The sequence below is a fragment of the Shewanella sp. GutDb-MelDb genome (genome assembly GCF_002836075.1).
Lineage (GTDB): Bacteria > Pseudomonadota > Gammaproteobacteria > Enterobacterales > Shewanellaceae > Shewanella.
This window is the reverse complement of record NZ_PJBM01000172.1, coordinates 1-25,180: the sequence shown is the minus strand read 5'-3', so window position 1 is coordinate 25,180 and position 25,180 is coordinate 1. Positions and strand designations below refer to the sequence as shown.

The following is a 25,180-nucleotide window of genomic DNA, read 5'->3' as shown; positions in this document are numbered from 1 at the left end:
GCTAACCTCTAAATAAAGTGAATTCCACATCCATGTTGATCTGTTCATCTCCTTGAAGATGCTCGCTAACCTCTAAATAAAGTGAATTCCACATCCATGTTGATCTGTTCATCTCCTTGAAGATGCTCGCTAACCTCTAAATAAAGTAAATTCCATCCCCATGTTGATCTGTTCATCTCCTTGGAAATACTGGCTAACCTCTCTTAACAATCAACATCCATATTGATTTGTTCATCTCCTTGAAGATGCTCGCTAACCTCCAAATAAAGTAAATTCCATCCCCATGTTGATCTGTTCACCTCCTTGGAAATACTGGCTAACCTCTCTTAACAATCAACATCCAGTGAATTCCACATCCATATTGATCTGTTCATCTCCTTGAAGGTGCTCGCTAACCTCTAAATAAAGTAAATCCCGCATCCATGTTGTTCTATTCATCTCCTTGAAAATAAAGGCTAACCTCTCTTAACAATCAACACTAAGTGAATTCCACACCCATATTGATCAGATTATCCTCCGGAACATGGCCGCAGATAACAGCCTCGATTGAGTAGGTCTGTGGATTTCCATATTTGATTAGAGGTAATAACTAGTTGAATGGGTTTATTCGAGACACAAAAAAAGCGCTTAATCACTTAAGCGCTTTTCAAATTTGATGAGTATTAATTACCGATTAAAGGCACCACTTCACGAAAGGGCTCAAAGTTTTGGTATGTTTCCAATCGCTGGATAAACGCACCCGTCTTACTTTGATCAGAGGTGAGTGCTAATGCCTCAATCGCTTTTTGCTGAGTAGAAATGGCTGCATCAAAATCGCCAACTTCCGCATACGCTGCGGCAAGGTTATCCAATGTGGTCGGGTCTTTTTTATTCGCTTTTAGCAGATTAAGTGACAGCGCTAATGCTTGGTCACCGTCTCGATACTTAGCTTCTGGACACGTCGCTAAAATCCAAGCAACATTACTTAATGAGATCTCATCGCCGACCAGCTTAAATTGCTCTACCGCTTTACCACAATTACGCTCAACCCCTTCGCCACCAGCAGCATAAATAAAGCCTAATCTAAAGTCAGCCCGCTTATTGCCCTGCTTACTCAGCGCCGTGTACCACTGTTTTGCCGTTGGCAGGTCACGAGTCACTATGCTGCCTTCAAACGCCAAGTCAGCGACTGTTTGCTGCGCTTTAGCATGGCCTTGCTTAGCAGCGCGGGTCACCCACTCCATGCCTACAGTTTGGTTCTGTTCAACAAATCGTCCAGACAAATACATCAACCCAAGCAGATATTGGGCATCGGAATCACCGTGAGCCGCTTTCAAATGGATATGTGCTACCCGGCTGGCTTCAGCTGTGCCTACAGGCTGAGGAATTGAAAAAGCTTGAGCAGCAGGGCTCGCGGCTATCAAAAAGACCACTACAGTATTTAAAATCCAAGGTCTAAACTTCACACGCGCTCCTATTAAATCAAACAACTCAAGCATGGCTAATTGATCAATGCTGAACTATATCTTTTAGCAGTTAGCCAGAAATTCAGACAAAAGTCGAGGATAAAGCCCTTAACTACACAAATGAGAATCACTCTCATTAAAAGCGTCCGAATTTATGACATTAAATCCAGCCTTGTATTAAGCGATGATTCGCCTAACTGCCAGCGACCAAACAAGATGTGATATCGCTTGCAGAGTTAACCATACTATTATTGGAAAAGACGTAATAAGTTGACATATATTACTAATGTATCAGAATAAAAGACTATCATCATAGCTAGTTACCTTTATGCGATAAGTCTAAAGTAAGACTTCCATCAAGGTTTCATCTGCTTAATTGACGTAAGATGCTTAATTAGCATATTCTTACTCTTAACGTAAATCAGTCGAGGAACATAGGCATGGCTCTGATTGGAAAGCCAAAACCGGATCCTACTTTGGAATGGTTTTTATCACACTGTCACATTCATAAGTATCCAGCCAAAAGCACTTTGATCCACGCTGGTGAAGATTCAGATACGCTTTATTACATCGTAAAAGGCTCTGTAGCCGTCTTGATTAAAGACGAAGAAGGTAAAGAGATGATTCTTTCTTACCTTAACCAGGGCGACTTTATCGGTGAATTAGGTCTGTTCGAAGAACAAGCTGAACGTACTGCTTGGGTTCGTGCTAAGCAAGCCTGTGAGATTGCTGAAATTTCATATAAGAAATTTAAGCAACTCATTCAGGTTAATCCTGAAATTTTGATGAAGCTTTCTTCACAAATGGCTCACCGCCTGCACAGCACAAGCCAAAAAGTGGGTGACTTAGCCTTCTTAGACGTTGCTGGCAGAATCGCGCAGACATTGCTTCATCTAGCTAAGCAGCCAGATGCGATGACGCATCCTGACGGCATGCAGATTAAGATCACTCGTCAAGAGATTGGCCAGATTGTTGGTTGTTCTCGCGAGACTGTTGGTCGTATCTTGAAAATGCTAGAAGAACAAAGCCTTATACAAGCTCATGGTAAGACTATCGTAGTATACGGTACTCGCTAATACAGTATTAAGCTCGGTTTAATACAGCTTCTATAAAATGGTCTGAGATTAATCTCAGGCCATTTTTTTTTAGGAGTACCGCTTGAAAATTGCTATTTATTTAAGCATTTTAGTTTGCTTACTAAAACTCCCCGTATTGGTATTTGCCAATCAAAAAGTGGAAGTGCAGCACTATCAAGCGCAACTGCTGGTGAAGAGTGGTCAAATCCTGTCATTAGACGTTACACTTGTTGGCATCAAAGCTATCTGTCACGGTAAGCTTATCGATGCCCATCTTTACCAATATGATGGCAATTGGCTGTATGAAATACAAATTCGCAACCCAAATGGTGAGATTGTAGATCTGATCCTAAATGCACGTAACGGACAACTCACTAACCCAGCAAAAATGCCAAGTCGTTGTATTGCAGAAACACTGTAATATATAAAACACATAGCTTTGCATTACTTTTGAGTTAACATTACCAGTCAAAAGCTAAGCGCGATTAACGCTACAGGCACGATTGAGAGCACACTTTATGAAATTACTCCTTGTTGAAGATAACACCCTACTTGTTGAAGAACTGCTAAAACAGCTTAAGCAAGCAGGCTATGTCACTGATGCTACCGACAAGATTAGCGAAGCTGATTACCTAATGAATGAAACCCAATATGATTGCGTGATCCTTGACATTGGCTTACCTGACGGTAATGGCCTTGAGTTGCTCGAGCGCTGGCGTGAACAAGGCATACATACACCGGTTATCATGCTAACTGCGCGGAGCCAATGGCATGAGAAAGTCGAAGGCTTTAACTCTGGCGCTGATGACTACTTAGGTAAACCTTTTCATACCCAAGAGCTACTTGTCAGGATCCAAGCGTTGATCCAACGTGCTCATGGTAAAGCCAACTCACCTAACAAACAGCTCACTTATGCTGGCGTTGCTTTAGACGAAGGACAGCAATCTGTCACTATAGGTGAAAATACCTTTGAGCTAACCGCAATGGAATTTAGGCTATTAAAGATATTCTTAATGTCACCTAAAAAACTCCTTTCAAAAGCGCAGCTCACCGATAAGTTATATCAATTTGACGACGAAAAAGAGAGTAATGTTGTTGAAGTATACGTCACTCACCTTCGTAAAAAATTGGGTAAAACCGCTATCGAAACACGTCGCGGCCAGGGGTATATTTTTCACGGCGTGGTGCAATGATATCCATCCGTAGCAAACTAAGCCTGTGGTTAACAGGCTTAGTTGTTATCGCCACAATAGTGGCGCTGGTCTTTTTCGAGTCCATGCTACGCCAAGCCTTCCATGATTCGATTATTGCAAGGCTGCAAGAAGATCTTCAACAAGTATTACTCGCCACTCACATCGAGGACGGCAGCCTCAGCATTGATCAAACCCAACTTTCAAATTTCTATAAACCCGTCTATTCAGGTCGCTACTATCAACTTGATCTGCCAGAGCAGGAGCTAAGATCGCGGTCACTGTGGGATCAACGCTTAGAAGTTGCCGACTTAAAAGAGGGGGAGACGCGAGCATGGCAGACCAAGGGGCCACAAAATCATGATATTCAACTGTTATCGATAGGTCTTAATTCTGATACTTCAGGGCTCAATGCCACACTCACCGTAGCGCAAGACTTAAGTATTGGTCGCAAAATAGTCTCAGAAATTTATGGTACCAAGCTTATCGTCAATCTTGTTATGTTGATGGCAATGATAATGGGGATTTTTTTGGTGCTGCGTCAATCCTTTAAACCCGTCAGTCAAATGAAAGATACTTTGGCTCGGTTACGTGAAGGCGAAATATCTTCATTCGATCTCAATACCATCCCTTTAGAATTGCAACCATTAGCCTCGAACTATAATGAGCTTTTACTGTATTCGAGTAAGCAGATTGAGCGTAGTCGCAATAATTTAGGCAACTTAAGCCACGGGCTTAAAACGCCGCTAGCGGTCATGCAGCAACAAGTTGAAGTATTAGGCTTAAAAGATCCTGATTCTGCAGAAGCATTACAAAAACAACTCGATCTAGTGCATAAAATGATTGAGAGAAAGCTCGCTGCAGCGCGTATAACCGGTGATATGTTACCGGCGGCGCAAATGCAATTACCTAAAGATATTGAAGATCTGGTGCAGACTCTAAAAAAAGTGCATCGCACTAAGACCATCAATTGCCGCTTAGATATTCCAGCAGACATCAGACGACTCCCCATGCATCGCGAAGATGGCATGGAACTACTGGGTAACTTATTAGACAACGCGTTTAAATGGGCTGACACTGAAATTAGAGTATGTATCAGCAATCATGATCAGCAGCTCATTGTCAGTATTGAAGATGATGGTCCAGGAGTGAAAACAGAAGAGTTGGCGCTATTGACTCATCGGGGAAAACGTTTAGATGAAGCCACCATGGGCCACGGACTCGGACTATCGATTGTTAAGGATATTGCCGAACAATATAAGATTGTATTGCAATTTCAACACAGCTTATCTTTATCCGGTCTTAAAGTGACACTGCATTTTTCGGTTTAATGCCAATGGCTTTATCAGCCGTAAAATCTAGACACAAAAAAGCCGGATTGACTCCGGCTTTTTTGTGTCTAATGCTAAAAATCTAGCACCCTGTTTAGTTCACCATTGAGCCAATGGCCAAATTGACGATTTAATTCACATTAGTACTTTCAAAAATCTTATCGGCAGACGCAGCCACAAAGCCTGTGTAAAGCTCTCCGTCAGCTTTTGGATAACGTATAGCAAACTCATAAAAACAGCTAGGGATCTCAACCACAGCGTCTGAGAAGCTAACTTGAAGCTTATCTGCCATCGTTGACGACTGTTCGAGCAACACTTCAGCACTGCCCTTCACTTCACCACCAGCAGCATTAAGGACAAAACCGGCAGTTTTTAGTGCGTCATTCACTTCAAAAATGGTATCAAAGTTGGGTAAATGATTAATTGAAACCGTAAAGTGGTTAGCTCGGTAACCAAATGCCGCAACCCAAGCTGCATACTCACTTTCAGCTAATAACGACTCATAAGTCTTAGAATCAAGCGCCCAATGGCGTCCAGAATACAGGAAATTATCGGCAGTCGTTGCCGTTGGTTCTACCTGCTCAATTAGGCCTTTAATGGTCGTTTGGAGTTCATCACTAAACTCTTCGACCAACAACTCTGAGATGAACACCTTTGGCTGAGTGCTATCAGGATGTTCAAAATGCTTAGCGTTAAGCTTTTTAGCTTCAAACTTATAATCACCACAAGCGACATAACCGATTGATTCAAAATGTGCAGCGAGTACGTCAAGGTTAACCTTGCTGATATTAAACGTTCGCAGTGCAATATGATCATTGATGATCTTCTCGCCCTTAGAAAGTAACTGATGAACTTTAGCAGCAGAGGGTGCCATCTCAATATAATCTTGCCAAAGTGCTTCAAATAACGCGTTTACATTAGTGTGCATCGTTAACTCCTTTACGCCATCGTGCTTATTGTTTTTTATGTCACGCGGCTGTACACATTTGAGGGATTTAGCAGCTCCACCTAGGTTGGTAAGTAAGAGCTACTAATGCTTGCTAGATTTGCGTCGTATCAAATGTTGTTGATACTTGCTCAAAGGCTTTAACAGATTCAGCAAAGCCTTTGATATAAAGAAGTGCCCCGAAGCTCTTCCCTTTACCTTAAAACTAAATGCTCAAGCCTGGGCTCAATTTCGCCGGCAGACTCACTGCATCCGCTTCAACAGAAGCCACTGGATATGCACAGTAATCAGCGGCATAAAATGCGCTAGCTCTGTGATTACCCGATGCACCAACGCCACCAAATGGTGCCGCACCTGACGCACCTGTTATCTGCTTATTCCAGTTAACAATACCGGCACGAATACGCGCTAAAAAGTAGTCATAATCTTCACGGTTATCAGCAAGTATACCGGCAGACAAACCATAGCGAGTAGCATTAGCCAGCTTGATTGCTTGATCAAAATCGCTATAACGGATCACTTGAAGTAGTGGACCGAAATACTCCTCATCAGGCAACTCAATCACATCTGTCACATCAATTAGACCCGGTGAAACCAGACCCGTGCCCGCTTCTAGGTGAGTGAGTTCAACAAGTGGAGCTGCGCCCAAGTTAACTAAGTTACGCTGTGCTTCAACCATGCCTTTTGCGGCAGACTCTGAGATCATAGAGCCCATAAATGGTTGTGGCTGTGCATTCCACGCACCCACTTGAATCTTTTTAACGGCGGCAGCGAGTTGTTCAAGCAGTGCATCACCTTGCGCACCTTTCTCAACGTATAGACGACGAGCACAAGTGCAACGCTGACCTGATGAGATATAAGCAGATTGAATAATGTCATGTACTGCAGCTTTAGTATCTTCAACACCTTTAATAATAAGTGGGTTATTCCCCCCCATTTCAAGTGCTAAGATTTTGCCTGGTTCACCGGCATATTGCTGATGCAAGATGTGACCCGTACGCGAGCTCCCCGTGAAGAACAAACCGTCGATTTGTGGATGAGCCGCAAGCGCCTTACCCGTTTCAACTTCGCCTTGAACAAGGTTAAGCACGCCAGCAGGTAGACCCGCTTTTTCCCAAAGCTTAAGCATTAGCTCTGCCACTTTAGGGGTTAATTCTGATGGCTTGAATACCACTGTGTTACCCGCAAGTAGCGCAGGTACAATATGGCCATTAGGCAAGTGACCAGGGAAATTATAAGGGCCAAATACCGCAACCACACCATGTGGCTTATGACGCAATACAGCACGTCCTGCAGGGATCTCACTTTCAGACGTCCCCGTACGCTTATTATAAGCGGCCACTGACAAGCCGATTTTACCGATCATAGCGCCCGCTTCTGTTGCGGTTTCCCATTGTGGCTTACCCGTTTCTTGGGCAATCACTTCAGCCATATCGGCCTTATTGGCTTCTAGCTGATCACGGTATGCTTCAACAATCGCTAAACGCGCTTCAAAACCCAGCATAAACCAATCAAATTGCGCGTTACGCGCAGCATCAACCGCGGTATTAACTTGCGCTGGAGTTGCCGTTTTACTTGTCCAGATGACTTCTTGGTTTGCAGGGTTAATTGATGTCACATCGTGACCTAAACCTGCTATCCACTTACCTTCAATAAATTGTGTCATATTCTATTCCTACATGGCCAATACACGGATCTGCTCACCGTCTGCAACCATAAGGCCTGCAGCAGTTTCAGCGTCTAAGATCACGTTGTCATTGTCTTCTGATACAGCTAGATTTGCAGCTGTAGCGCGGTAATTTGCGAGTTGGGTGTTTGAAACGATATAGCTTGGTGCATCTGCTGGAGCATCACCAATGGTCACCGTTAACAGGCGGCTTTCGCGTATAGAGCGAATATCATGCAGGTTACATTCAACGGTGGGTCCACCATCAAAAATATCGACGTAACCTCGACATCTGAAACCTTCTGCCTGCAATAGATTAAGCGCGGGTCGAGTATTGGCATGTACTTCACCAATAACTTTTTGCGCTTCTTCTGGCAATAAACACACGTAAACTGCATTTTTTGGCATCATTTCCGCCATAAATGCCTTTTGTCCTAGGCCTGATAAATAATCAGCTTCAATAAAATCAATGCCTAAAAAGTGCTTTTGCAACCAATCATAAAAAGGCGAGTTACCCTCGTCATCGCTCTCGCCACGCATTTCAGCAATCACAGTTTCGCCAAAACGCGCGGCATGCTGTGCTAAAAAGAGAAAACGGCTTCGGGACAACATACGGCCATTGTTGTTCTTGCGGTAACTTCCTCGCAAGAACAAAGTGCATAGCTCTGCGGCGCCAGTATAGTCATGACATAAGGTTAACGTCTCGACTTCATTGCGCACGCCAATTTGCTCGGAATGGTAAACCTCTGTACCAAGACGGTAATGGTAGAACGCATCTTCCATACCAACAGCCGCTTCAATACCACAAGTACCAACGACTTCGCTGGTTTCTGTGTCTTCAAGCACCATTAAATAGCCTTCATCAAACGGCTTATCGACTTGTTTTTCAAACGAAGCTTCAACCCGCGCAATTTTGCGTCTAAGAAGATCTTCGTTTACAGGTAAAGATGTGAATCCATGTCCTGATTCTTCGGCTATTTGATATAGCGCGTCAAAATCAGTGGATCGGATTGGACGTATTATTAACATCTAGGAGTTTCCTCACTATCACTTGTCGCTATCAGGTAGGCATTGCCTTTAACAGGCAATACTGACACTGCAGCTATCAAGTATCCTAAAGACAAAAAAGAAGCGCTAAGGTGACCTAGCGCTTCGTTTGCCAATTTAGGCTGCGACTACTTTAGCGACAGCTCGCTCGAAACGCGCTAGGCCTTCAGCGATGTCAGCTTCTGGGATCACGAGTGAAGGTGTGAAACGCACAACATTTGCGCCAGCCACTAGGCTCATAACACCCTCTTCAATTCCTGCCACTAAAAACTCTTTAGCGCGTCCTTGATACTTTTCGTTTACCACGGCACCAAGCAACAGGCCTTGGCCACGAACTTCAGAGAAAACATCATACTTCTCATTGATCTTGCTCAGACCATCACGCAGCAATTGCTCACGCTTTTTAACGCCATCCAAGACTTCTGGAGTATTTACCACATCTAGTACTGCGTTACCGATAGCACAAGCAAGTGGATTACCACCGTAAGTTGAACCATGAGTACCTATCTTAAGGTGCTCAGCAATTTCTTTGGTTGTCAGCATCGCAGCGATTGGGAATCCGCCACCCAATGCTTTAGCGGTTGTCAGAATATCTGGTACTACATCGCCACGCATGTAAGCGTATAGTTCGCCTAGACGACCAACACCCGTTTGAACTTCATCAAATACAAGCAATGCATTGTGCTTATCACAAAGCGCGCGCACGGCTGTTAGAAACTCAGGATCAGCATCGATAATGCCGCCTTCACCTTGTAGTGGCTCCATCATTACTGCACAAGTCTTATCAGAAAAGACCGCTTCTAGTGCTGCAATATCATTGAATGGGACATGAGTGATGCTCTGTGGCTTTGGACCAAAACCGTCAGAGTAAGCCGCTTGACCGCCAACGCTTACCGTAAAGAAAGTACGACCGTGGAATGCTTTATCAAATGCAATGATTTGATCTTTTTCAGCACCAAACTTATTCATCGCGTAACGACGAACTAGCTTAAGTGCAGCTTCATTGGCTTCAGCGCCAGAGTTAGCAAAATAAACACGCTCAGCAAATGTCGCTTCAACAAGCTTAGTGGCAAGCTCAAGAGCAGGTTCGTTAGTCATGACGTTAGATAGATGCCAAAGCTTCTCGCCTTGCTCTTTTAACGCACCAACCAAAGCAGGATGACAATGACCTAAACAGTTAACGGCAATACCACCAGCAAAATCGATAAACTCTTTACCTTCTTGATCCCAAACTCGGCTACCTTCGCCACGCACTGGGATTACTGCTGAAGGCGCATAGTTAGGCACCATAACTTCGTCAAACTGGGCACGTGTAAGATTCATTTTAACGCTCATTCCTTCCATCCTTTCAAATTATCGACCGCGATAAAGCCGTCGTATTCCGCTTGATGTCTTTATCTTTTATAGGTGACATCGCGGTTGCTTGTATTGCTAGGAAGACATTATTAGCGAAAACGTGATCAAAATACCAGTTTTTCACAACCTTCATCGGACCAAATACGCCTTATAGTGCATAAAGAGTTGAGATTTAGAATTATCAAAGCGTATATGGCGGGGGTTTAAGCATAATTAGTCATAAAAAAGTTATCTAGCGCCTCTGAATACTAAATATTCAGCATTACTGCATAACTAGTTCACCGAAATGGCGTATATAGGCTGAGTTAGCGTAAATTAGACAGTTTTTTGACCAAGATTTGATTAACTAACCAAAAGAGTCTAAATGATAAATAATTGTATACTATTTAGTGGCGGAAATTAGCGGATGTTTGGACGGCTATTCGATGTTCAATGAGATTAATTAACATGGGAGAATGAGTCTACGATTGTACAATGAGCACTCTTCGTTATAGCGGGCTTAAAACAGTGCTAATTTACGATAGTTTTTTCCATTCAAACGGATCAACTCTTGCTCGGAGATTTCATAGTAATCGTACATTAAACGGCATTCATGGGAGGTAATATTACCCGCCTCTTTTAATAGATAGACCCTCGCAAAACAGTTAGCTCTTTCGATAAGTGCTGAATCTTCATCAAGATCGGCATATTTAAGACTCTCATCAATCGCTTTAAACGTTTTGGTTAAACGGCTCTGTTCAAAACTCAGCTGATTAAGTAACTGCCAATTGAGCGGACCACTGTGCGTTAACGCTTGCTGATAAACATCAATCGCCGGAAACTCAGTTGCCATGATTGCATCATAAAGTTCTTTATCTCCGCTAGCGCTGGCTTCTCTCAACCAACTCCCCAACGTAGCATCAAACATCTTAGCGCAATTGCTAATAACGCAAGTAGTGCCAAGCTGACTCATCAAGCTACAACTGTAGGCAAAAGCGCGGTCCTTATTGTGTAACTCAACTAAGGCCTGAGCCGCTATCGCACTTATAACGCTGTAACGCCATAGTTTACGAGTCACCCACAACAGTTGAGGCTGACCACTCGGCATGAGGTAACGCAGGCAAAAATAGGGGATTAACGCTTGCAGGTTTTCAATACCAATGTAGTTAAGCACGAGTTTGATATCAGTCACTTGAATATCTGAAGTTTGCGGCCGACGATGCCGAAACATCGGACTATTGATCATATTAACTAAGTCACGCTGTAACCAAGGTAAGTCCATGACTAACGGGCGTATACGTGACAGATCGACTCGCTTTGAATACAGTAGCTCAAGTAAGAGGATTTGCTTTTCATCGAGCTTAGAATGCTCAAGTACCAGCTCTGGCGACGACAACTGATGTTCAATAGCACGGTTAACACTGGTAATCAGTTGGGCCGAAACAACCTTGTACAACGCTTGGGCTTTATTCTGCTTCTCTATTCGTGCTCGAATAGCGTCTCTTTCAATTTCGAGTTTATTGGCATCATCTTCAAGCTCTGCGTGGATCTCATCAGGAATAGAGACAGGTTTGCCTTTGCCAACAATGAGTAACTCTTGCAGCCTATGCTCTATCTCTATAATTTTGCCGGGTTTTACTCCACCCGCTACCGAAATTGCCACTAATTAACCTATCCCAAAATATCGATTCTACCAACAGCAACTAACGGCAATACAACCTCGCCGTCCATTCACCGTCTCCACATAGACAAAAATCCAGATCTCTCTGGATTTTTATCGGCTCAACAGCTAACTAATTGAGTATTTAATCTGAAGTCGAATTACGTCGAGTTCGTTAATTCATTTCCCAAGCGCGGTATGTGCGCCCTTTCAATTTACCATTAACAATTTTATGCAACGCACGCTTTGCGACTTTACGATTAACCGCGACGTAAGCACGATAATCAGTGATTTTGATTTTACCAACTTCACTACCATCAATGCCATCTTCACCCGTAAGTGCTCCTAAAATATCGCCTGGACGCAACTTCTGCTTTTTACCGCCTTCGATTTGCAACGTGATCATGCTTGGTTGAGTAGGGTAAGTGTCGAGTAAGCTCTCTGCAGGCAGCGCTTCATTGACAATATCGCGCTCAAGATAATCTTCAAGCAACGCAATTTTATATCCATCTTCATCGTTATAAAACGTATATGCGGCGCCTTGACTGCCAGCACGTCCAGTACGACCAATACGATGAATGTGAACTTCAGTGTCAAAAGCAACCTGGTAGTTAATCACAGCATCAAGCGCGTCAATGTCTAATCCACGCGCCGCAACGTCTGTTGCCACCATAATAGACACACTTTTGTTGGCGAACTGCAGTAGCGTTTGATCGCGATCTCGTTGCTCGAGATCGCCATGCAGTGCCACTACGCTAAAACCGTCGTTCTTCAGCTGCGCAGCAACATCTTTAGTTTCGCGCTTGGTATTACAAAATACCACAGCACTATCTGGACGATGCTGCAGTAACAGCAATTTTAGTGCGCGCATACGGTCATTAGGATTACCCACTTCATAGAAGTGTTGGTCAATCGTACTTGTTTCATGCGTCGAAGCGACTTTAACCATGACAGGTTTGAACATAATCGTATTGGCAATAGACTTAATCTGATCAGGGAATGTTGCGCTGAAAAGTAATGTCTGACGTTCAACTGGAATCTGCTCAATAATGGCTTCAAGTTCAACTTGAAAGCCCATATCTAACATACGGTCAGCTTCATCCAACACCAAGGTGTGCACATTATCTAAATCTAAGCGGTTACGATCTAAGTGATCGATAATACGTCCTGGAGTCCCCACAATGATGTGCGCGCCGTGCTCTAGCGAACCAATTTGTGGGCCCATAGGAACACCACCACAAAGAGTCAACACCTTAATATTGTGAATACCGCGGGCTAACGTACGGATCTCTTTGGCCACTTGGTCAGCCAGTTCTCGTGTTGGACACATCACTAAACACTGGATGCGGAATCGCTTAACGTCCAATTTATGCAGCAGACCCAAACCGAATGCGGCTGTTTTACCCGAGCCTGTTTTGGCTTGGCCAATGACATCTTCCCCATTAAGGATCGCTGGTAAGCTCTGAGCTTGGATCGGTGTCATCGACTCAAAACCCATTGTGGTTAAGTTGTCGAGTAGCTCAGTTTTGAGCTTTAGGGTTGAAAACGGCACTTGGCCATCGGTGTCGAGGACTGATTGAGTCAAAGTTTCTTTCCTAAGTATTTACCGCGAGAATGAAGCTCATTGCTGGCAGAGTTTATCTCACCAGTTCAATACCGTCGGCGGTTTGGCCGATTCTCAACAGCAATAAAATATAGTGACAAGAGCCTTAAAATCACAAGGCTTAAAATGTCGATGATGAATGCTAACTATTATAGCGCGCTATTGTAGCAGTTATTACAATAGATGCAGCATTCCCACGCTTTTGCAGCAACAAATACTGCGCGTAGCAGTAGATTAAACCCTGTGCTTTACCTTTAAGGCTTTGCCCCTTATGTTAAAACTAACTTTTAAGGGTCAATCAACTATCATGTCTGTTAAAACATCGCTTATGCCATATCTTGCACAGTGCTTATCCAGTGATACGTCACTTAACTGCAAACGATATCTGTTTGAGTTTAAACGTAAGCTGCTACGTCAACCTCACAGTCTCAAAGTGTTTATCAAAATAGATGACCCTTACAGCTATATCCTGCTGCAAGCGCTAGCGCATTTTATACCGCGCTACGGGTCATCAATGCCGCTCAACATTGTATTTTATCCGTTAATATCAGTCCCAGATAATGCCTTTCCTGAACCCGTCTTGTGGAAAAAAAATGCCGTATCAGACTGTCAGTATTTAGCCAAGCTGTATTACTTTGACTCCGTTAACAGCGGTATTGAACATCATCAATCTGACAAAGTCGTCGCGACAAAAGCGCTACTTGCCTGTGGGTCGACTGCAGCCGACATACATCATTTAGTCAGAATATTTGCCGATTTCTGGCAAGATGAAAACCGCCCTCAACGTAAAAAAACGCTCCAGTTCAGCCCCCAAGAGAAAACCAGCTTAAGCCGCAACAGTGTTTTAATACAAAAACTTGGACACTATCAAACGGGCACGATCCATTATGCTGGAGAATGGTATTGGGGAGTTGATAGATTAGCCTATTTAGAGCAACGCTTGATTAGCTTGTACAAATTGCCTTTGCAGCCCATATTCACCAAAACAAGATTGAAACTCGACGCTACATCCACATTGAAACAAGCCGAGATTCCAAACTATGACCAACATAACAAAAGACTCACGCTATATTTTTCAATACGCAGCCCTTACTCCCACTTGGGTTTAGAGCAAGCGGTATTACTCGCCAATAAATATCAAATCCCTCTCACCATCAAGCCTGTTCTGCCGATGGTGATGCGCGGTTTAGCGGTACCAAACGCAAAGAAGATGTATATATTTCATGACACCAAACGCGAAGCATGCCGCTTAAATATCGATTACGGTAAAGTCGCCGATCCTTTAGGGCTGGGAGTTGAACGCTGCTACGCCCTATTTGAATATGCCGAGGCGCAAGGCAAAGGAACGGAGTACTTATTGAATTACTCAAGAGCAGTCAACAGCCAAGGATTACATAGCGATACCGATAAAGGGTTGAAGATAATCGTCGAACGGAGTGGCTTAGATTGGCCACATGCGCAGAGCTTACTAAAGCTATCAAGCTGGCGCCAATGGGCACAACACAATCTTGATGAGATGATGCAACTCGGCCTTTGGGGAGTACCGAGTTTTAGTTACCAAAGCAATATCCTAGCAGGAAGTATTCAACATGGCGGTAAGCAACAAGACTCTAGCCAACAACTAAGCGTGTGGGGCCAGGATAGATTGGCAAGAATTGAGCAGTTTATCCAAAGCCAACGTCTTTAAGACGTTGGCAAAGATGGCTTAAATGGTTGCAGAAATTTAATGCTTAGAGCGTTTCACCACGTAAGGTTTTACTCAAGCGTTCAACCCACCAATTTATCGCATCTTTAGCATCGTCGGTCGAATCAATCATGGTGCTTAGATCTTTGTTTCCGCCCCTACGATCTATCACCGCGACGATGGGTTTGCCAGTTTTGGCATCGCTAATCATAAGCTCAATCGTGGCACTGCCGACGTTGGTATGCTCGCCAGTCACTATTTTAGAGATACTCGAAATGCCGAGTCCAACAGGCATGATACTGCTGGTCACTGCCAGAATGGGGTTAGGTGTTTCAATATTAGTTAGCGCGACACTCACTCTCAGGGTTTTATCGGTTGCCTTGTCGACCAAGGTAAAGCGGTTGCTGGCTTTCTCCTTAATTTTATCCATAAGGTATTTAGACACCTCGACAATGTCTTGATCATCGAGCCCGTCATATCTGTCCTTATCATCAAGCAGTAACCAAGCCTGATCGACGATAACATTGTCATAACGGTTTAAAATCTGATTAAGATCCGCCACGCTTTTGATATTAGGCTGCGCCCAAACTAAGTCGCTACCACCTTCTGGTCCAGCTCTGAAATCCTCAAACGTACTGAACATTTGCGATTTTCGGTAATCTTGAACTGTTCCACAGCCCACCAGCAATAACATGCAACCTATAACAACCAAGCGAGCGATATTCATTTTGTTTCCTAATAAACAATTCAATATAAGCAGTAGCCCATATATACCGCGCAAAGTTTAAACGACAACAAAACAAATGTACAGATAAATACACACGTGTATAGTCATTAATAGTGACCCGCTATTGGCTATTCAGGTTTAAAGACACCAATCACCGCACCGGTGGCTTTTTTAACGATTTTTTCATCAGTTTGCTGCTCGCGATAATCGCACTCAACACATTCAACCGTTTCAATACCATTTTCTTTAAATAGCACGATAGATTCTTTCGCTTGGCACTTCGGACACTTTGCACCTGCAACAAATCTTTTCTTTACTTTCTTCGTGGTGGTGGTCATCAATTAGAGCCCTAAGGGTAAATTCGTGCCATTTTGCCACAAAAGCACAAATAAGCCGAACCATAGCGACAGTTTTCGCAGCTTGGTCATAGCCGCCAGACTAGATTCTGGGCTATTATCCCCAGCAATAATTGCTTTCACTCAGACTCAAGCCGGCATAAATGATCACCATCACTCAAGCTCAACTCGTTCGCGGGTCTAAAATCCTGCTAGATGAAACCTCATTAACCGTTTATCCAGGCCATAAAGTCGGTCTCGTGGGTGCTAACGGTACAGGAAAATCCTCACTTCTAGCGCTAATTCTAGGCAAGATAAGTTTAGACAAAGGCGACTTCGGTATGCCGTCTGGTTGGCAAACAGCAACCGTCGCCCAGGAAACACCCGCACTGGATGTTGCAGCCATTGAATATGTGATTGACGGTGATACTGAATATCGTGAGCTTGGAGCTCAATTGCTGCAAGCCCAAGAGCTTGACGACGGGCATAAGATTGCCCTACTACACGGTAAAATAGAGGCCATAGGCGGCTATGCGATTCGTAGCCGTGCAGCCAGTTTACTTGCTGGACTTGGTTTTGGCGAAGCAGAACAGTCTAACCCAGTAAAAAGTTTCTCGGGGGGTTGGCGCATGCGCTTAAACTTAGCCCAAGCACTATTATGCCGCTCAGACTTATTACTACTTGATGAACCCACCAACCACTTAGACTTAGATACCATGTACTGGTTGGAAGGCTGGATTAAAGCCTACCAAGGTACATTAATTTTGATCAGTCACGATCGTGACTTTATCGACGGCATTGTTGATGAAATCGTCCATGTAGAACATCAAAAATTGAATTACTACAAAGGTAACTACACCGCCTTTGAACATGTCCGTGCCGAGCGTATGGCGCAGCAGCAAGTTGCCTATGAACGTCAGCAGAAAGAACGTGCGCATATGCAGACATTTGTGGATCGTTTCAGATACAAAGCCAGTAAAGCAAAACAAGCCCAGAGCCGTTTAAAGGCGCTTGAACGCATGGCAGAACTATTGCCATCACAAGCTGATAGCCCTTTTCATATGTCATTTAGAGAGCCTGAAGCATTGCCTAATCCGCTGGTCGCCATGGAACAAGTGTCTGTTGGTTATGGTGAGACAGAAATTCTTAAAAAGGTGCAACTAAACCTAGTGCCAGGAGCACGTATTGGTTTGCTCGGCAGAAATGGTGCCGGTAAATCAACCTTAGTTAAGCTGCTTTCCGGCGAGCTGTCGCCAATGAAAGGTAAATATGAAACTAACCCAGGGTTAAACATTGGCTACTTTGCACAGCATCAATTAGAGTTTCTGAGCTTAGACGATACGCCATTGCAACACCTTGCACGCCTCGCACCAAATACAAAAGAGCAAGAGTTGCGTAACTTTCTTGGCGGTTATGGCTTTAACGGTGATATGGCTGTTGCACCTGTGCGCCCCTTCTCCGGTGGCGAAAAAGCGCGTTTAGTATTGGCGCTACTGGTGTGGCAACGCCCTAACCTATTGCTACTTGATGAACCCACCAACCACTTAGATTTAGAGATGCGCCATGCGCTCACTATGGCGCTACAATCATTTGAAGGTGCAATGATTATTGTATCGCACGATAGACATTTACTGCGTCTTAGCTGCAGTGATTACTACCTAGTGGATCAAGGTGAAGTTAAAAGCTTTGAAGGGGATTTGGACGATTATCATCAATGGTTACTTGATGCTGCTAAGGCCGCAAACAAAGACGATACAGGGACAACAGCTAAGCCCACTCAAGACAAAAAACAGCAAAAGCGTTTGGAAGCGGAGTTAAGACAAAAGCTATCTCCGATGAAGAAAGTCCAAACAAAGCTGGAGAAAGAGCAACAAAAGGCAAATGACCGCTTAGGTGAACTAGAGCAGATGCTGGCAGACAGCAGCCTTTATGACGCTGACAACAAAACAAAACTGACTAAAGTCCTCAGTGAGCGAACCACACTCACTCAAGGGTTAGAAGAGAGCGAAATGGAGTGGTTAGAAGTTCAAGAAGAAATTGAAAAGATGGAACAAATAGTCCGAGCTTCACTCTAACGATTTACATAACATAAAGGGGCATTAAGCCCCTTTTTTAATGGACGGTAATCATGACACTTCTCAACACATTAGACTTGAGCCTGTGGCAAGACTGCGACGACATTTACCTCAAACACCAACAACAATGCCTTCGTTTACAGGACGAACATCAGGTCAATGTGAACTTGTTGCTGCTCGCACTTTGGTTAGACACCCAAGAGTACTTGCTGTCAGCCACGCAATGGCAAACTCTACAACAAGACACATTTAAGTGGGAAGCTAGAGTACTTTTACCCTACCGTAAACTGCGCCGCCTAAGTAAGTCATGCCTAGAAAAAGCTGAATACCAGCAAATGCTGGACGTGGAACTGATGCTTGAACGTAAATCTCAAAGGCTGATTTTACGCAGCCTAAACACACTCGTATGCCAAGGCGACGGCAGTAACCTAACCGGTTATTTAGCCCTGTTTAATCTGTGCAGTGAGCACTACCCATCATTAAAAATATAACCGTTTACATATAAAAAATGCCCATCTCAACGACGGGCATTTTTATTAGCTTACTTAAATTTTAACGAAACTTAGAAAACCAATTCTACACCGGCAAAGTAACCTTTGAACTGCATATCTGCTGTAACGCCGTCAAAGCCATTTACATCAAACTTAAAATCACGGTAACCCGCACGGATACGATAGTCCAACGCAGTACCATCAAAGTTCCAACCAAGACCCACTGAATAATCGTAAACGCTTGACTCATCAACGCCCATCATCACATCGGCAAAACCGTAAAGGCCAAGGCCAGGAATGCCTACCTGTGCATCGACATAACCCATCACAATACCGCTATCGATATTTTTCTGAGAGTTTTCTCGACCATTATTACTGCTATTATTGACTCGGAATTTGCCGTCCATCTTCTTGTAAGCAGCACCGAGATCAAGTGAAACGATGTCGTTATCTAATATTTCATAATACAGTACGAAATCTGTGTTACTTAAATCTGAGTCTGTCGTCACATCGCCAGTATAAGTATTACCACCAAACTCAAAGTTCGTCACGTTAGCACTGCCATTCGCGCTCAGGCTATTTTGTCTGATCTTAACATTTGGCACTAGCGGGATCGGATGTTCAATCGCAAGCCAAATGCTACCTTGTGAAGAATCTTTATGGTTAAACTCTTGCTGTGGTTGGCCCTTCTCAGCGAAAGTACCACTGGTATCAGCTTGCCAGTAATCGCCACCTACTTTAAAACCAATAACAGAAGCAGCATGAGCAGAAGTGCCTACTAAAGAACCTAATAGTGCACACGCCAATAATGTTTTTTTCATAGTTAACCTTGAGTTAATAAGTTAGTTAAATCGATAACCGCGGCATTTGCGCGGGAGACATAATTTGCCATCACTAATGAGTGATTAGCGACAACCCCAAAGCCTGAACCATTAAGGATCAATGGGCTCCAAACGGATTGTTGTGTTTCTTCAAGTTCGCGAATGATTTGACGAAAACTCACTTGAGCATTCTTTTTCTTCAGTACATCTGCAAAATCAACTTCAACCGCTTTCATGAAATTAAGCAGCGCCCATGTTGCCCCACGAGTTTCATAGAAAACATCATCAATTTTCCACCAACTGGTCTTGATTTCTTGCGCGATATAACCTGGTGTTGATTGCTTTGCTGCACTATCACCTGATAAATCGGTATTAAGCCTTTCTTGGCCAACGCTCGCTGACAGTCGTTGCGACATACTGCCTAAGCGCTTTTGGATCTCTTTCAACCATTCATTTAGGTTGTCTGCTCGGGCATAGAACTGCGCATCTGGATTCTCTGACGTAATCATTCGAGCGCGATAGAGCTTCAACAGCTTAACGGCATCGCGATACTCACTTTCAGCACTGGGTACCAACCAACTCGTGTGCTCAATGTTCAGTTTTGAATGCGCGGCAAGTAGATCTTTATCAGCTGTTGACTGAGACTGAGAACGGCTAAACTCTTTACGCATAATCAGCGCTAAATCTCTAGCCTGTTCAATCGCACCAAATTCAAATGCGGGCATATTATCCATCAAGATTGAAGGCGGTGTGACGTCATTCGATAACCAGCCGCCAGGTTTATCCAGCAATACCTCAACCGTTAAGATAAGCGATGTTGTCGTGGCATAACCAATTACTTGGCGCCCATTATCTTGCTTATAAACCTCTTGTTCGATGACATCAGGTTCAGCACTCCACCAAATAGCGATAAGGTAACCAATAAAACAAATTAAAGCAGCTAGCGCTACGCCTTTTTTCCAGGTCATTTTCATTAACAATTACTCCTTAATGGTGGTGATGTTGATGTTCAGACTCTGCGGAGCTAGCCTGCTTTTTAACGGGCAGCGAAATCACTTGCTGTTTACCGTCTGCGAACCTGAGAGTTAAATCTACTTTGCTCTCTTCGGCTAAGGGCGCGATCAATCCCAACAACATGATGTGATTTCCCGATTCAGAGAGTACCAAGCTGCCATGAGAGTCTATGTCAAAGCCATCAACTTGGCGCATTTTTATCATGCCATCTTCATCAATAAGCGTATGCAGTTGCGCTTCTTTCGCAAAAGGCGCTTCAACAGCAATAAGCCGTGTTGCCGGTCCATGATTTTCTAAAGTGATATAAGCAGCGGTATTGGGCACGCTTGGCGGCATTGCACGAACGTAACCATCAACAAGCACCACTTGCGCAAAAGCCGTAAACGAGAAACAGCTCAGCAGGGTGAGGTTAAACAGTTGTTTGAATATTTGCTTCAATGTCTTAAACTCCATTTTAAAATCCAATTCGCAACATGAGGACATAACGAATGAGTACTATTCAGATTAAGGACGATAATGGGGTACGTATTATTACGTTTAATCGTCCAGACAAGCGCAACGCGCTCAACCTTCAAATGTATACACAGCTAACAGAATACCTTATCCAAGGTGAATCGGACAATGAAATTCGAGCCTTTATGTTTCGTGGTCAAGCTGAGTGTTTTACTTCTGGTAATGATATTGCTGACTTTTTAAAAAATAGTAACTTAGGTGTGAAACACCCCGCTTTCAGATTCCTATTTTGCCTACTTGATTTAAAAAAACCGGTCGTCGCTGCCGTTACTGGCGCAGCGGTTGGCATTGGTACAACCTTGCTATTACATTGCGATTTGGTCTATGCCGATACCACCGCTAAATTCCAACTGCCATTTGTCAAACTAGCACTTGTGCCTGAAGCTGGAGCAAGTCTGCTATTGCCTCAAGTTATCGGCCATGTGAAAGCCGCTGAACTTCTGATGTTGGGCGAAAGCTTTAATGCAGCAACAGCACACACATATGGGCTTATTAACGAAGTTGTTGCAACGGAAGATATTTTTGAATATGCACTGAATAAAGCAAAGAAGTTGGCAGAGCAACCGCCTATTTCACTACAAACAACCAAGCAGTTAATGCGTTATAACAAAGAAGAAATAAGAGCGCAGATGGAAAAAGAATTGGTTGAGTTTGGTACTAGGCTGGCAAGTGATGAAGCAAAATCTCGTTTCGCTGCATTTCTAAAGAAATAGCTCGTAGCCTAAATAAGCTAAAATGTCAGAAAGTATGCTTGCTTATATCAATATCGATTTTAGCGAGCATACCTTCTTGAATAACAAATCATCTCACCTAGTATCCAATTGCTGTAGTCCGTATTGGCACGACGTATCAATCCATAAGTCGTACTATCGACTTCTTTATATAGATGCGCCTGTATTAGCATGGTTTTTCCCACTTAGGTAACACTAAGGCCAACACAAAATAGATCATCAATCCCATTGCAGGGTTACAAAAAACCGCCAGTGCACATACCACACGGGTCCATAAACATGACCAGTCGAACTTATCTGCCATTGCCGCTGCAACGCCGCATACCAATGACGAAGGATCTTTTAACCTGTTAATAAAATTAGCCATTTAAAACTCCATTTAACTTCAAAATTAATCTTTTAATTTATGCCACTGCAGCGAGCAAATAATACAAGCAAATATCGCTAAACTCACAACTGGCAGTAGTAACAACCCCATGAACTGAGCTATATACCACATAATTAGTCCTTAATTAGTGCGCTTGTGACCAGTGATTTTTCAACCTTTTCGGCGGTAAGCATTTCAGCTTTCAAATCTTCATCACTGCTTAATTCGAACATCATTTCTGACATTTGAGACTGAATGGAAAGACTCAGTTCTGTTTGTGCTTTACTGACCATATCTTGCATTTGAGCGCTAATGTTTTGCTCTAAGCTGTTTGCCACTTCACTGACCAACGACGTTTCCGCTTGAGCAGAAACACTAGCACCTAACAATACAGCAGTTAATACAGAGGTCTTTACCGTTTTCATTACAATAGAATTAAACATAATGGATTCCTTTTCGAGTTTCGCCTGATTGCACATAGACTAATACAAGTGGCGTGCCAACTTTTCATTAACAAGCTAAGGCTTTAAATATAAAGGAATAATTATCGACGGGTGGGTTTTTAGTAACATTAACACGATAGGGAGTTTAATGAGGGATAGCTAACGTTAGTGAAACTCACCACGCACTGGTGAATTTCACTACAAGACATTTTAAAGGAGAAAATTTAAGGCTAATTAAAGGCTGACAACCGCTTCCATCTCTTTCCTAGCCTGGGTTATAACCTCTATACCTGCACCAGATTTATGTGCATTTTCACTTAAATAACGACGCCATACTCGTGAGCCAACTTCGCCTTGGAACAATCCAATGATATGGCGAGTGATATGATTGAGGCGTCCGCCCGCTTGCAGATGTTTCTCTATATAAGGAAGTAGTTTCTCTAAAACAGCATCTCTGCTGAGCACTGGCTTATCAAGGCCACATAACTGTTGGTCGACTTCTGCCAAGATATAGGGATTTTGATAAGCCTCACGCCCAACCATGACACCATCAAGTTGCTCAAGATGGCTTTTACACTCAGCAAGTGTTTTAACCCCACCATTAAGACTGATACTTAAATCAGCATAATCACGTTTTAGCTGATAAACACGCTCATAATCTAGCTCAGGGATCTCGCGGTTTTCTTTAGGGCTTAAGCCTTGCAACCACGCTTTACGGGCATGAATGATAAAATCATTGCAACCTACCGCTTTTACGGTATCAATAAATTGCGTTAAGAACTCGTAGCTATCTTGCTCGTCAATACCAATACGCGTCTTCACTGTCACCGGAATATCGACAACCTGCTTCATCGCATCGATACATTCAGCAACCAATGTCGGCTCTGCCATTAGACAAGCACCAAAACGACCGCTTTGAACCCGATCGGATGGGCAACCCACGTTGAGGTTGATTTCATCATATCCTCGTTCCGCGGCCAATTTTGCACACGTCGCTAAGTCAGTTGCATTCGAGCCCCCTAACTGCAATGCAATAGGATGCTCCTCTTCGTTATATGCAAGGTAGTCACCACGACCGTGAATTATTGCTCCCGTTGTCACCATTTCAGTGTATAGCAGCACTTCAGACGACATTAACCGCGCAAAGTAACGATAATGACGGTCAGTCCAATCAAGCATCGGCGCAATGCTGAACGTTCTATTAAGCGTATTCGTTGGTGTTACTGGCTTACAGCCTGATTTATTAGGTACTATCATTTGTTCCGAGTTGCCCTGAATTGCCTGTAATTTCGTTGAGTTTCGTTGTATGGTGTCCCATATGGGCCCCTCAATGGGGTAGGACGATTTGGCGAAATTCACTGATATGGCATCTTTTACAATAGAGAAACGAGCAAAGGCAAGCGGCGAGTTTAGTTACCGATGTACTGTGCGCGTCAAAGAATCCGGCGAAATTATACATCGTGAGTCCAAAACATTCAGTAAAAAAGAAGTTGCTCGCACCTGGGGTAAAGCTCGATGCGATGCGATTGAACATCATGGGGCACTCAACACACATAAAGTGGTGTCCCTTGGGGCCCTGCTAAATTTATACTTTGAAGATCATGACCTCTGGGGGAAAACAGGCCGAACTAAACGCTATGTCATTAAAATGCTTATGGACTGTGATATCAGCAAGATTAAAAGTGATGCCCTAAAAACCAGTGACCTGATTGAACATTGTAAGAACAGGCGCGCAGCTGGTGCTGGGCCTGCAACTATCTATCATGATATTGCCTACCTTCGCAGTGTGATGAAAAAAGCGCTACCCGTTTGGGATATTTCGGCCAACCATCAAATTTTCGAAGATGCGGTACCCGTTCTAATCGAAATGAGTTTAGTAGGAAAAAGCCAAAAGAGAACACGCCGACCTACAGAGAATGAACTCGACAAATTAAGAGCCGGTCTTCAAACAAGAATGGACTTTAGGCCCAATGGGAAAACTCGGATACCTTTCCTCGATATCTTAGACTTTAGTATTTTGACCTGCATGCGAATCGGTGAGGTTTGCAAGTTGCGCAGGGAAGACTTAAACGAAGATCATAAAACCATTTTAGTGCGTGATAGAAAAGACCCGAGAAAAAAGGAAGGCAACCACATGATAGTGCCGTTGCTTGCTGGTTCATTCGATATCGTAAAACGCCAATCTCAAAATGATGATTTGATATTCCCCTACAATCCGAGATCAGTAACGGCAGGGTTTCAGCGCGTTCGTAACGAATTGGGCATTGAAGATCTGCGCTATCATGATTTACGCCGTGAAGGTGCCAGCCGTTTATTTGAGAAAGGCTACTCTATCGAAGAGGTTGCTCAAGTCACTGGACATCGAAACCTAAATATTCTGTGGCAGGTTTACACCCAACTATTCCCCCACAAACTGCATGATAAATTTTCTGATTAAGGATGTAGATTTTTTTAAATCTCAGGTTAGAGTCTCGTCACCTTAACAAATTAAAACAAAGAGTTAAAAGAAAGAGTAATCCTTTTTCACATCTAAATAACGGCAAAATGGCAACAGCGACTCTTACTTTTGTTAAGGGTTTATCTAACTTTCAGATTGGCAAGTCATTATCCAGTTCCACGTTAGTGATTTCAATCAACCTTACCATACCAAAGATTTTGCGAACCACAGTTTCAGCCCACT

24 protein-coding genes are annotated in these 25,180 nt (G+C 43.5%); 9 read left to right on the top strand and 15 right to left on the bottom strand.

Annotated features, from left to right (window positions below; genetic code table 11):
- Positions 1–662: 662 nt before the first annotated feature.
- Positions 663–1,445, bottom strand: a complete 783-nt coding sequence (locus CXF82_RS08345) for a tetratricopeptide repeat protein (RefSeq protein WP_101092620.1) — start codon at positions 1,443–1,445, stop codon at positions 663–665.
- Positions 1,446–1,885: 440 nt separating this feature from the next.
- Here CXF82_RS08345 and crp point away from each other — a divergent pair, with 440 nt between their 5' ends.
- The 4 genes from crp to CXF82_RS08325 all read left to right on the top strand — a co-directional run bounded on the left by crp (position 1,886) and on the right by CXF82_RS08325 (position 5,042).
- Positions 1,886–2,521 (top strand): cAMP-activated global transcriptional regulator CRP, encoded by a 636-nt coding sequence (gene crp / locus CXF82_RS08340; protein WP_101092555.1) that lies wholly within the window; start codon positions 1,886–1,888, stop codon positions 2,519–2,521.
- Positions 2,522–2,603: 82 nt separating this feature from the next.
- Positions 2,604–2,942: a PepSY domain-containing protein gene (locus CXF82_RS08335; RefSeq protein WP_101092556.1), complete on the top strand. Its 339-nt coding sequence runs from the start codon at positions 2,604–2,606 to the stop codon at positions 2,940–2,942.
- 97 nt (positions 2,943–3,039) lie between these two features.
- Complete coding sequence (locus tag CXF82_RS08330) at positions 3,040–3,714, top strand: response regulator transcription factor (RefSeq protein WP_102039125.1); 675 nt, start codon at positions 3,040–3,042, stop codon at positions 3,712–3,714.
- On the top strand, positions 3,711–5,042 hold the full coding sequence (locus CXF82_RS08325) for an ATP-binding protein (RefSeq protein WP_102039124.1): 1,332 nt from the start codon (positions 3,711–3,713) through the stop codon (positions 5,040–5,042). Before CXF82_RS08330 ends, CXF82_RS08325 begins: the two co-directional genes overlap by 4 nt.
- 130 nt (positions 5,043–5,172) lie before the next feature.
- Here the strand turns inward: CXF82_RS08325 and CXF82_RS08320 are convergent, their stop codons facing one another.
- The 6 genes from CXF82_RS08320 to dbpA form a co-directional block, all read right to left on the bottom strand.
- Positions 5,173–5,970: a DUF1338 domain-containing protein gene (locus tag CXF82_RS08320; protein WP_101092559.1), complete on the bottom strand. Its 798-nt coding sequence runs from the start codon at positions 5,968–5,970 to the stop codon at positions 5,173–5,175.
- 223 nt (positions 5,971–6,193) lie between these two features.
- Positions 6,194–7,654 (bottom strand): succinylglutamate-semialdehyde dehydrogenase, encoded by a 1,461-nt coding sequence (gene astD / locus CXF82_RS08315; protein ID WP_101092560.1) that lies wholly within the window; start codon positions 7,652–7,654, stop codon positions 6,194–6,196.
- Positions 7,655–7,663: 9 nt separating this feature from the next.
- Positions 7,664–8,683, bottom strand: coding sequence for an arginine N-succinyltransferase (gene astA, locus CXF82_RS08310; RefSeq protein WP_101092561.1), 1,020 nt, complete (start codon positions 8,681–8,683; stop codon positions 7,664–7,666).
- Positions 8,684–8,818: 135 nt separating this feature from the next.
- On the bottom strand, positions 8,819–10,036 hold the full coding sequence (locus tag CXF82_RS08305; protein ID WP_102044020.1) for an aspartate aminotransferase family protein: 1,218 nt from the start codon (positions 10,034–10,036) through the stop codon (positions 8,819–8,821).
- A 520-nt stretch (positions 10,037–10,556) separates the two neighbouring features.
- A complete protein-coding gene (locus tag CXF82_RS08300) occupies positions 10,557–11,699 on the bottom strand; it encodes an HDOD domain-containing protein (protein WP_101092563.1) in 1,143 nt (380 codons plus the stop codon).
- 172 nt (positions 11,700–11,871) lie between these two features.
- On the bottom strand, positions 11,872–13,248 hold the full coding sequence (gene dbpA / locus CXF82_RS08295) for an ATP-dependent RNA helicase DbpA (protein WP_101092621.1): 1,377 nt from the start codon (positions 13,246–13,248) through the stop codon (positions 11,872–11,874).
- Between the two features lie 358 nt (positions 13,249–13,606).
- On the opposite strand from dbpA, the gene CXF82_RS08290 reads away from it, so the two are divergent.
- On the top strand, positions 13,607–14,986 hold the full coding sequence (locus CXF82_RS08290; protein WP_180961185.1) for a DsbA family protein: 1,380 nt from the start codon (positions 13,607–13,609) through the stop codon (positions 14,984–14,986).
- Between the two features lie 43 nt (positions 14,987–15,029).
- Here CXF82_RS08290 and CXF82_RS08285 read toward each other — a convergent pair whose 3' ends face one another.
- Both CXF82_RS08285 and CXF82_RS08280 read right to left on the bottom strand, forming a co-directional pair.
- Positions 15,030–15,710, bottom strand: coding sequence for a DUF3313 domain-containing protein (locus tag CXF82_RS08285; RefSeq protein WP_102039122.1), 681 nt, complete (start codon positions 15,708–15,710; stop codon positions 15,030–15,032).
- Positions 15,711–15,838: 128 nt separating this feature from the next.
- On the bottom strand, positions 15,839–16,048 hold the full coding sequence (locus tag CXF82_RS08280) for a YheV family putative zinc ribbon protein (protein ID WP_101092566.1): 210 nt from the start codon (positions 16,046–16,048) through the stop codon (positions 15,839–15,841).
- Between the two features lie 161 nt (positions 16,049–16,209).
- Between CXF82_RS08280 and CXF82_RS08275 the strand changes: the two genes are divergently transcribed.
- Positions 16,210–18,120, top strand: a complete 1,911-nt coding sequence (locus CXF82_RS08275) for an ABC transporter ATP-binding protein (RefSeq protein ID WP_101092567.1) — start codon at positions 16,210–16,212, stop codon at positions 18,118–18,120.
- A gap of 53 nt (positions 18,121–18,173) precedes the next feature.
- On the top strand, positions 18,174–18,611 hold the full coding sequence (locus tag CXF82_RS08270; protein WP_102039121.1) for a TIGR02444 family protein: 438 nt from the start codon (positions 18,174–18,176) through the stop codon (positions 18,609–18,611).
- A 71-nt stretch (positions 18,612–18,682) separates the two neighbouring features.
- On the opposite strand, the gene CXF82_RS08265 is transcribed toward CXF82_RS08270, so the two are convergent.
- From CXF82_RS08265 to CXF82_RS08255, 3 genes are read right to left on the bottom strand one after another with little or no spacing between them, the layout of a single operon-like run.
- Positions 18,683–19,432 (bottom strand): TIGR04219 family outer membrane beta-barrel protein, encoded by a 750-nt coding sequence (locus CXF82_RS08265; protein WP_101092569.1) that lies wholly within the window; start codon positions 19,430–19,432, stop codon positions 18,683–18,685.
- Between the two features lie 2 nt (positions 19,433–19,434).
- Positions 19,435–20,406 (bottom strand): DUF2333 family protein, encoded by a 972-nt coding sequence (locus CXF82_RS08260; RefSeq protein WP_102044018.1) that lies wholly within the window; start codon positions 20,404–20,406, stop codon positions 19,435–19,437.
- Positions 20,407–20,419: 13 nt separating this feature from the next.
- Positions 20,420–20,899 (bottom strand): copper chaperone PCu(A)C, encoded by a 480-nt coding sequence (locus CXF82_RS08255; protein WP_102044017.1) that lies wholly within the window; start codon positions 20,897–20,899, stop codon positions 20,420–20,422.
- 35 nt (positions 20,900–20,934) lie between these two features.
- Between CXF82_RS08255 and CXF82_RS08250 the strand changes: the two genes are divergently transcribed.
- On the top strand, positions 20,935–21,672 hold the full coding sequence (locus tag CXF82_RS08250; protein ID WP_101092572.1) for an enoyl-CoA hydratase-related protein: 738 nt from the start codon (positions 20,935–20,937) through the stop codon (positions 21,670–21,672).
- A 184-nt stretch (positions 21,673–21,856) separates the two neighbouring features.
- Here the strand turns inward: CXF82_RS08250 and CXF82_RS08245 are convergent, their stop codons facing one another.
- From CXF82_RS08245 to dusA, 3 genes are all read right to left on the bottom strand, one after another.
- Positions 21,857–22,057 (bottom strand): PspC domain-containing protein, encoded by a 201-nt coding sequence (locus CXF82_RS08245; RefSeq protein WP_101092573.1) that lies wholly within the window; start codon positions 22,055–22,057, stop codon positions 21,857–21,859.
- A 134-nt stretch (positions 22,058–22,191) separates the two neighbouring features.
- Complete coding sequence (locus CXF82_RS08240; RefSeq protein ID WP_101092574.1) at positions 22,192–22,500, bottom strand: hypothetical protein; 309 nt, start codon at positions 22,498–22,500, stop codon at positions 22,192–22,194.
- Positions 22,501–22,734: 234 nt separating this feature from the next.
- Positions 22,735–23,757 carry a tRNA dihydrouridine(20/20a) synthase DusA gene (dusA, locus tag CXF82_RS08235; RefSeq protein ID WP_102044016.1) on the bottom strand — a complete coding sequence of 341 codons (1,023 nt, stop codon included), beginning with the start codon at positions 23,755–23,757 and terminating at the stop codon, positions 22,735–22,737.
- A gap of 106 nt (positions 23,758–23,863) precedes the next feature.
- On the opposite strand from dusA, the gene CXF82_RS08230 reads away from it, so the two are divergent.
- On the top strand, positions 23,864–24,937 hold the full coding sequence (locus tag CXF82_RS08230; protein WP_102044021.1) for a site-specific integrase: 1,074 nt from the start codon (positions 23,864–23,866) through the stop codon (positions 24,935–24,937).
- Positions 24,938–25,180 lie beyond the last annotated feature (243 nt).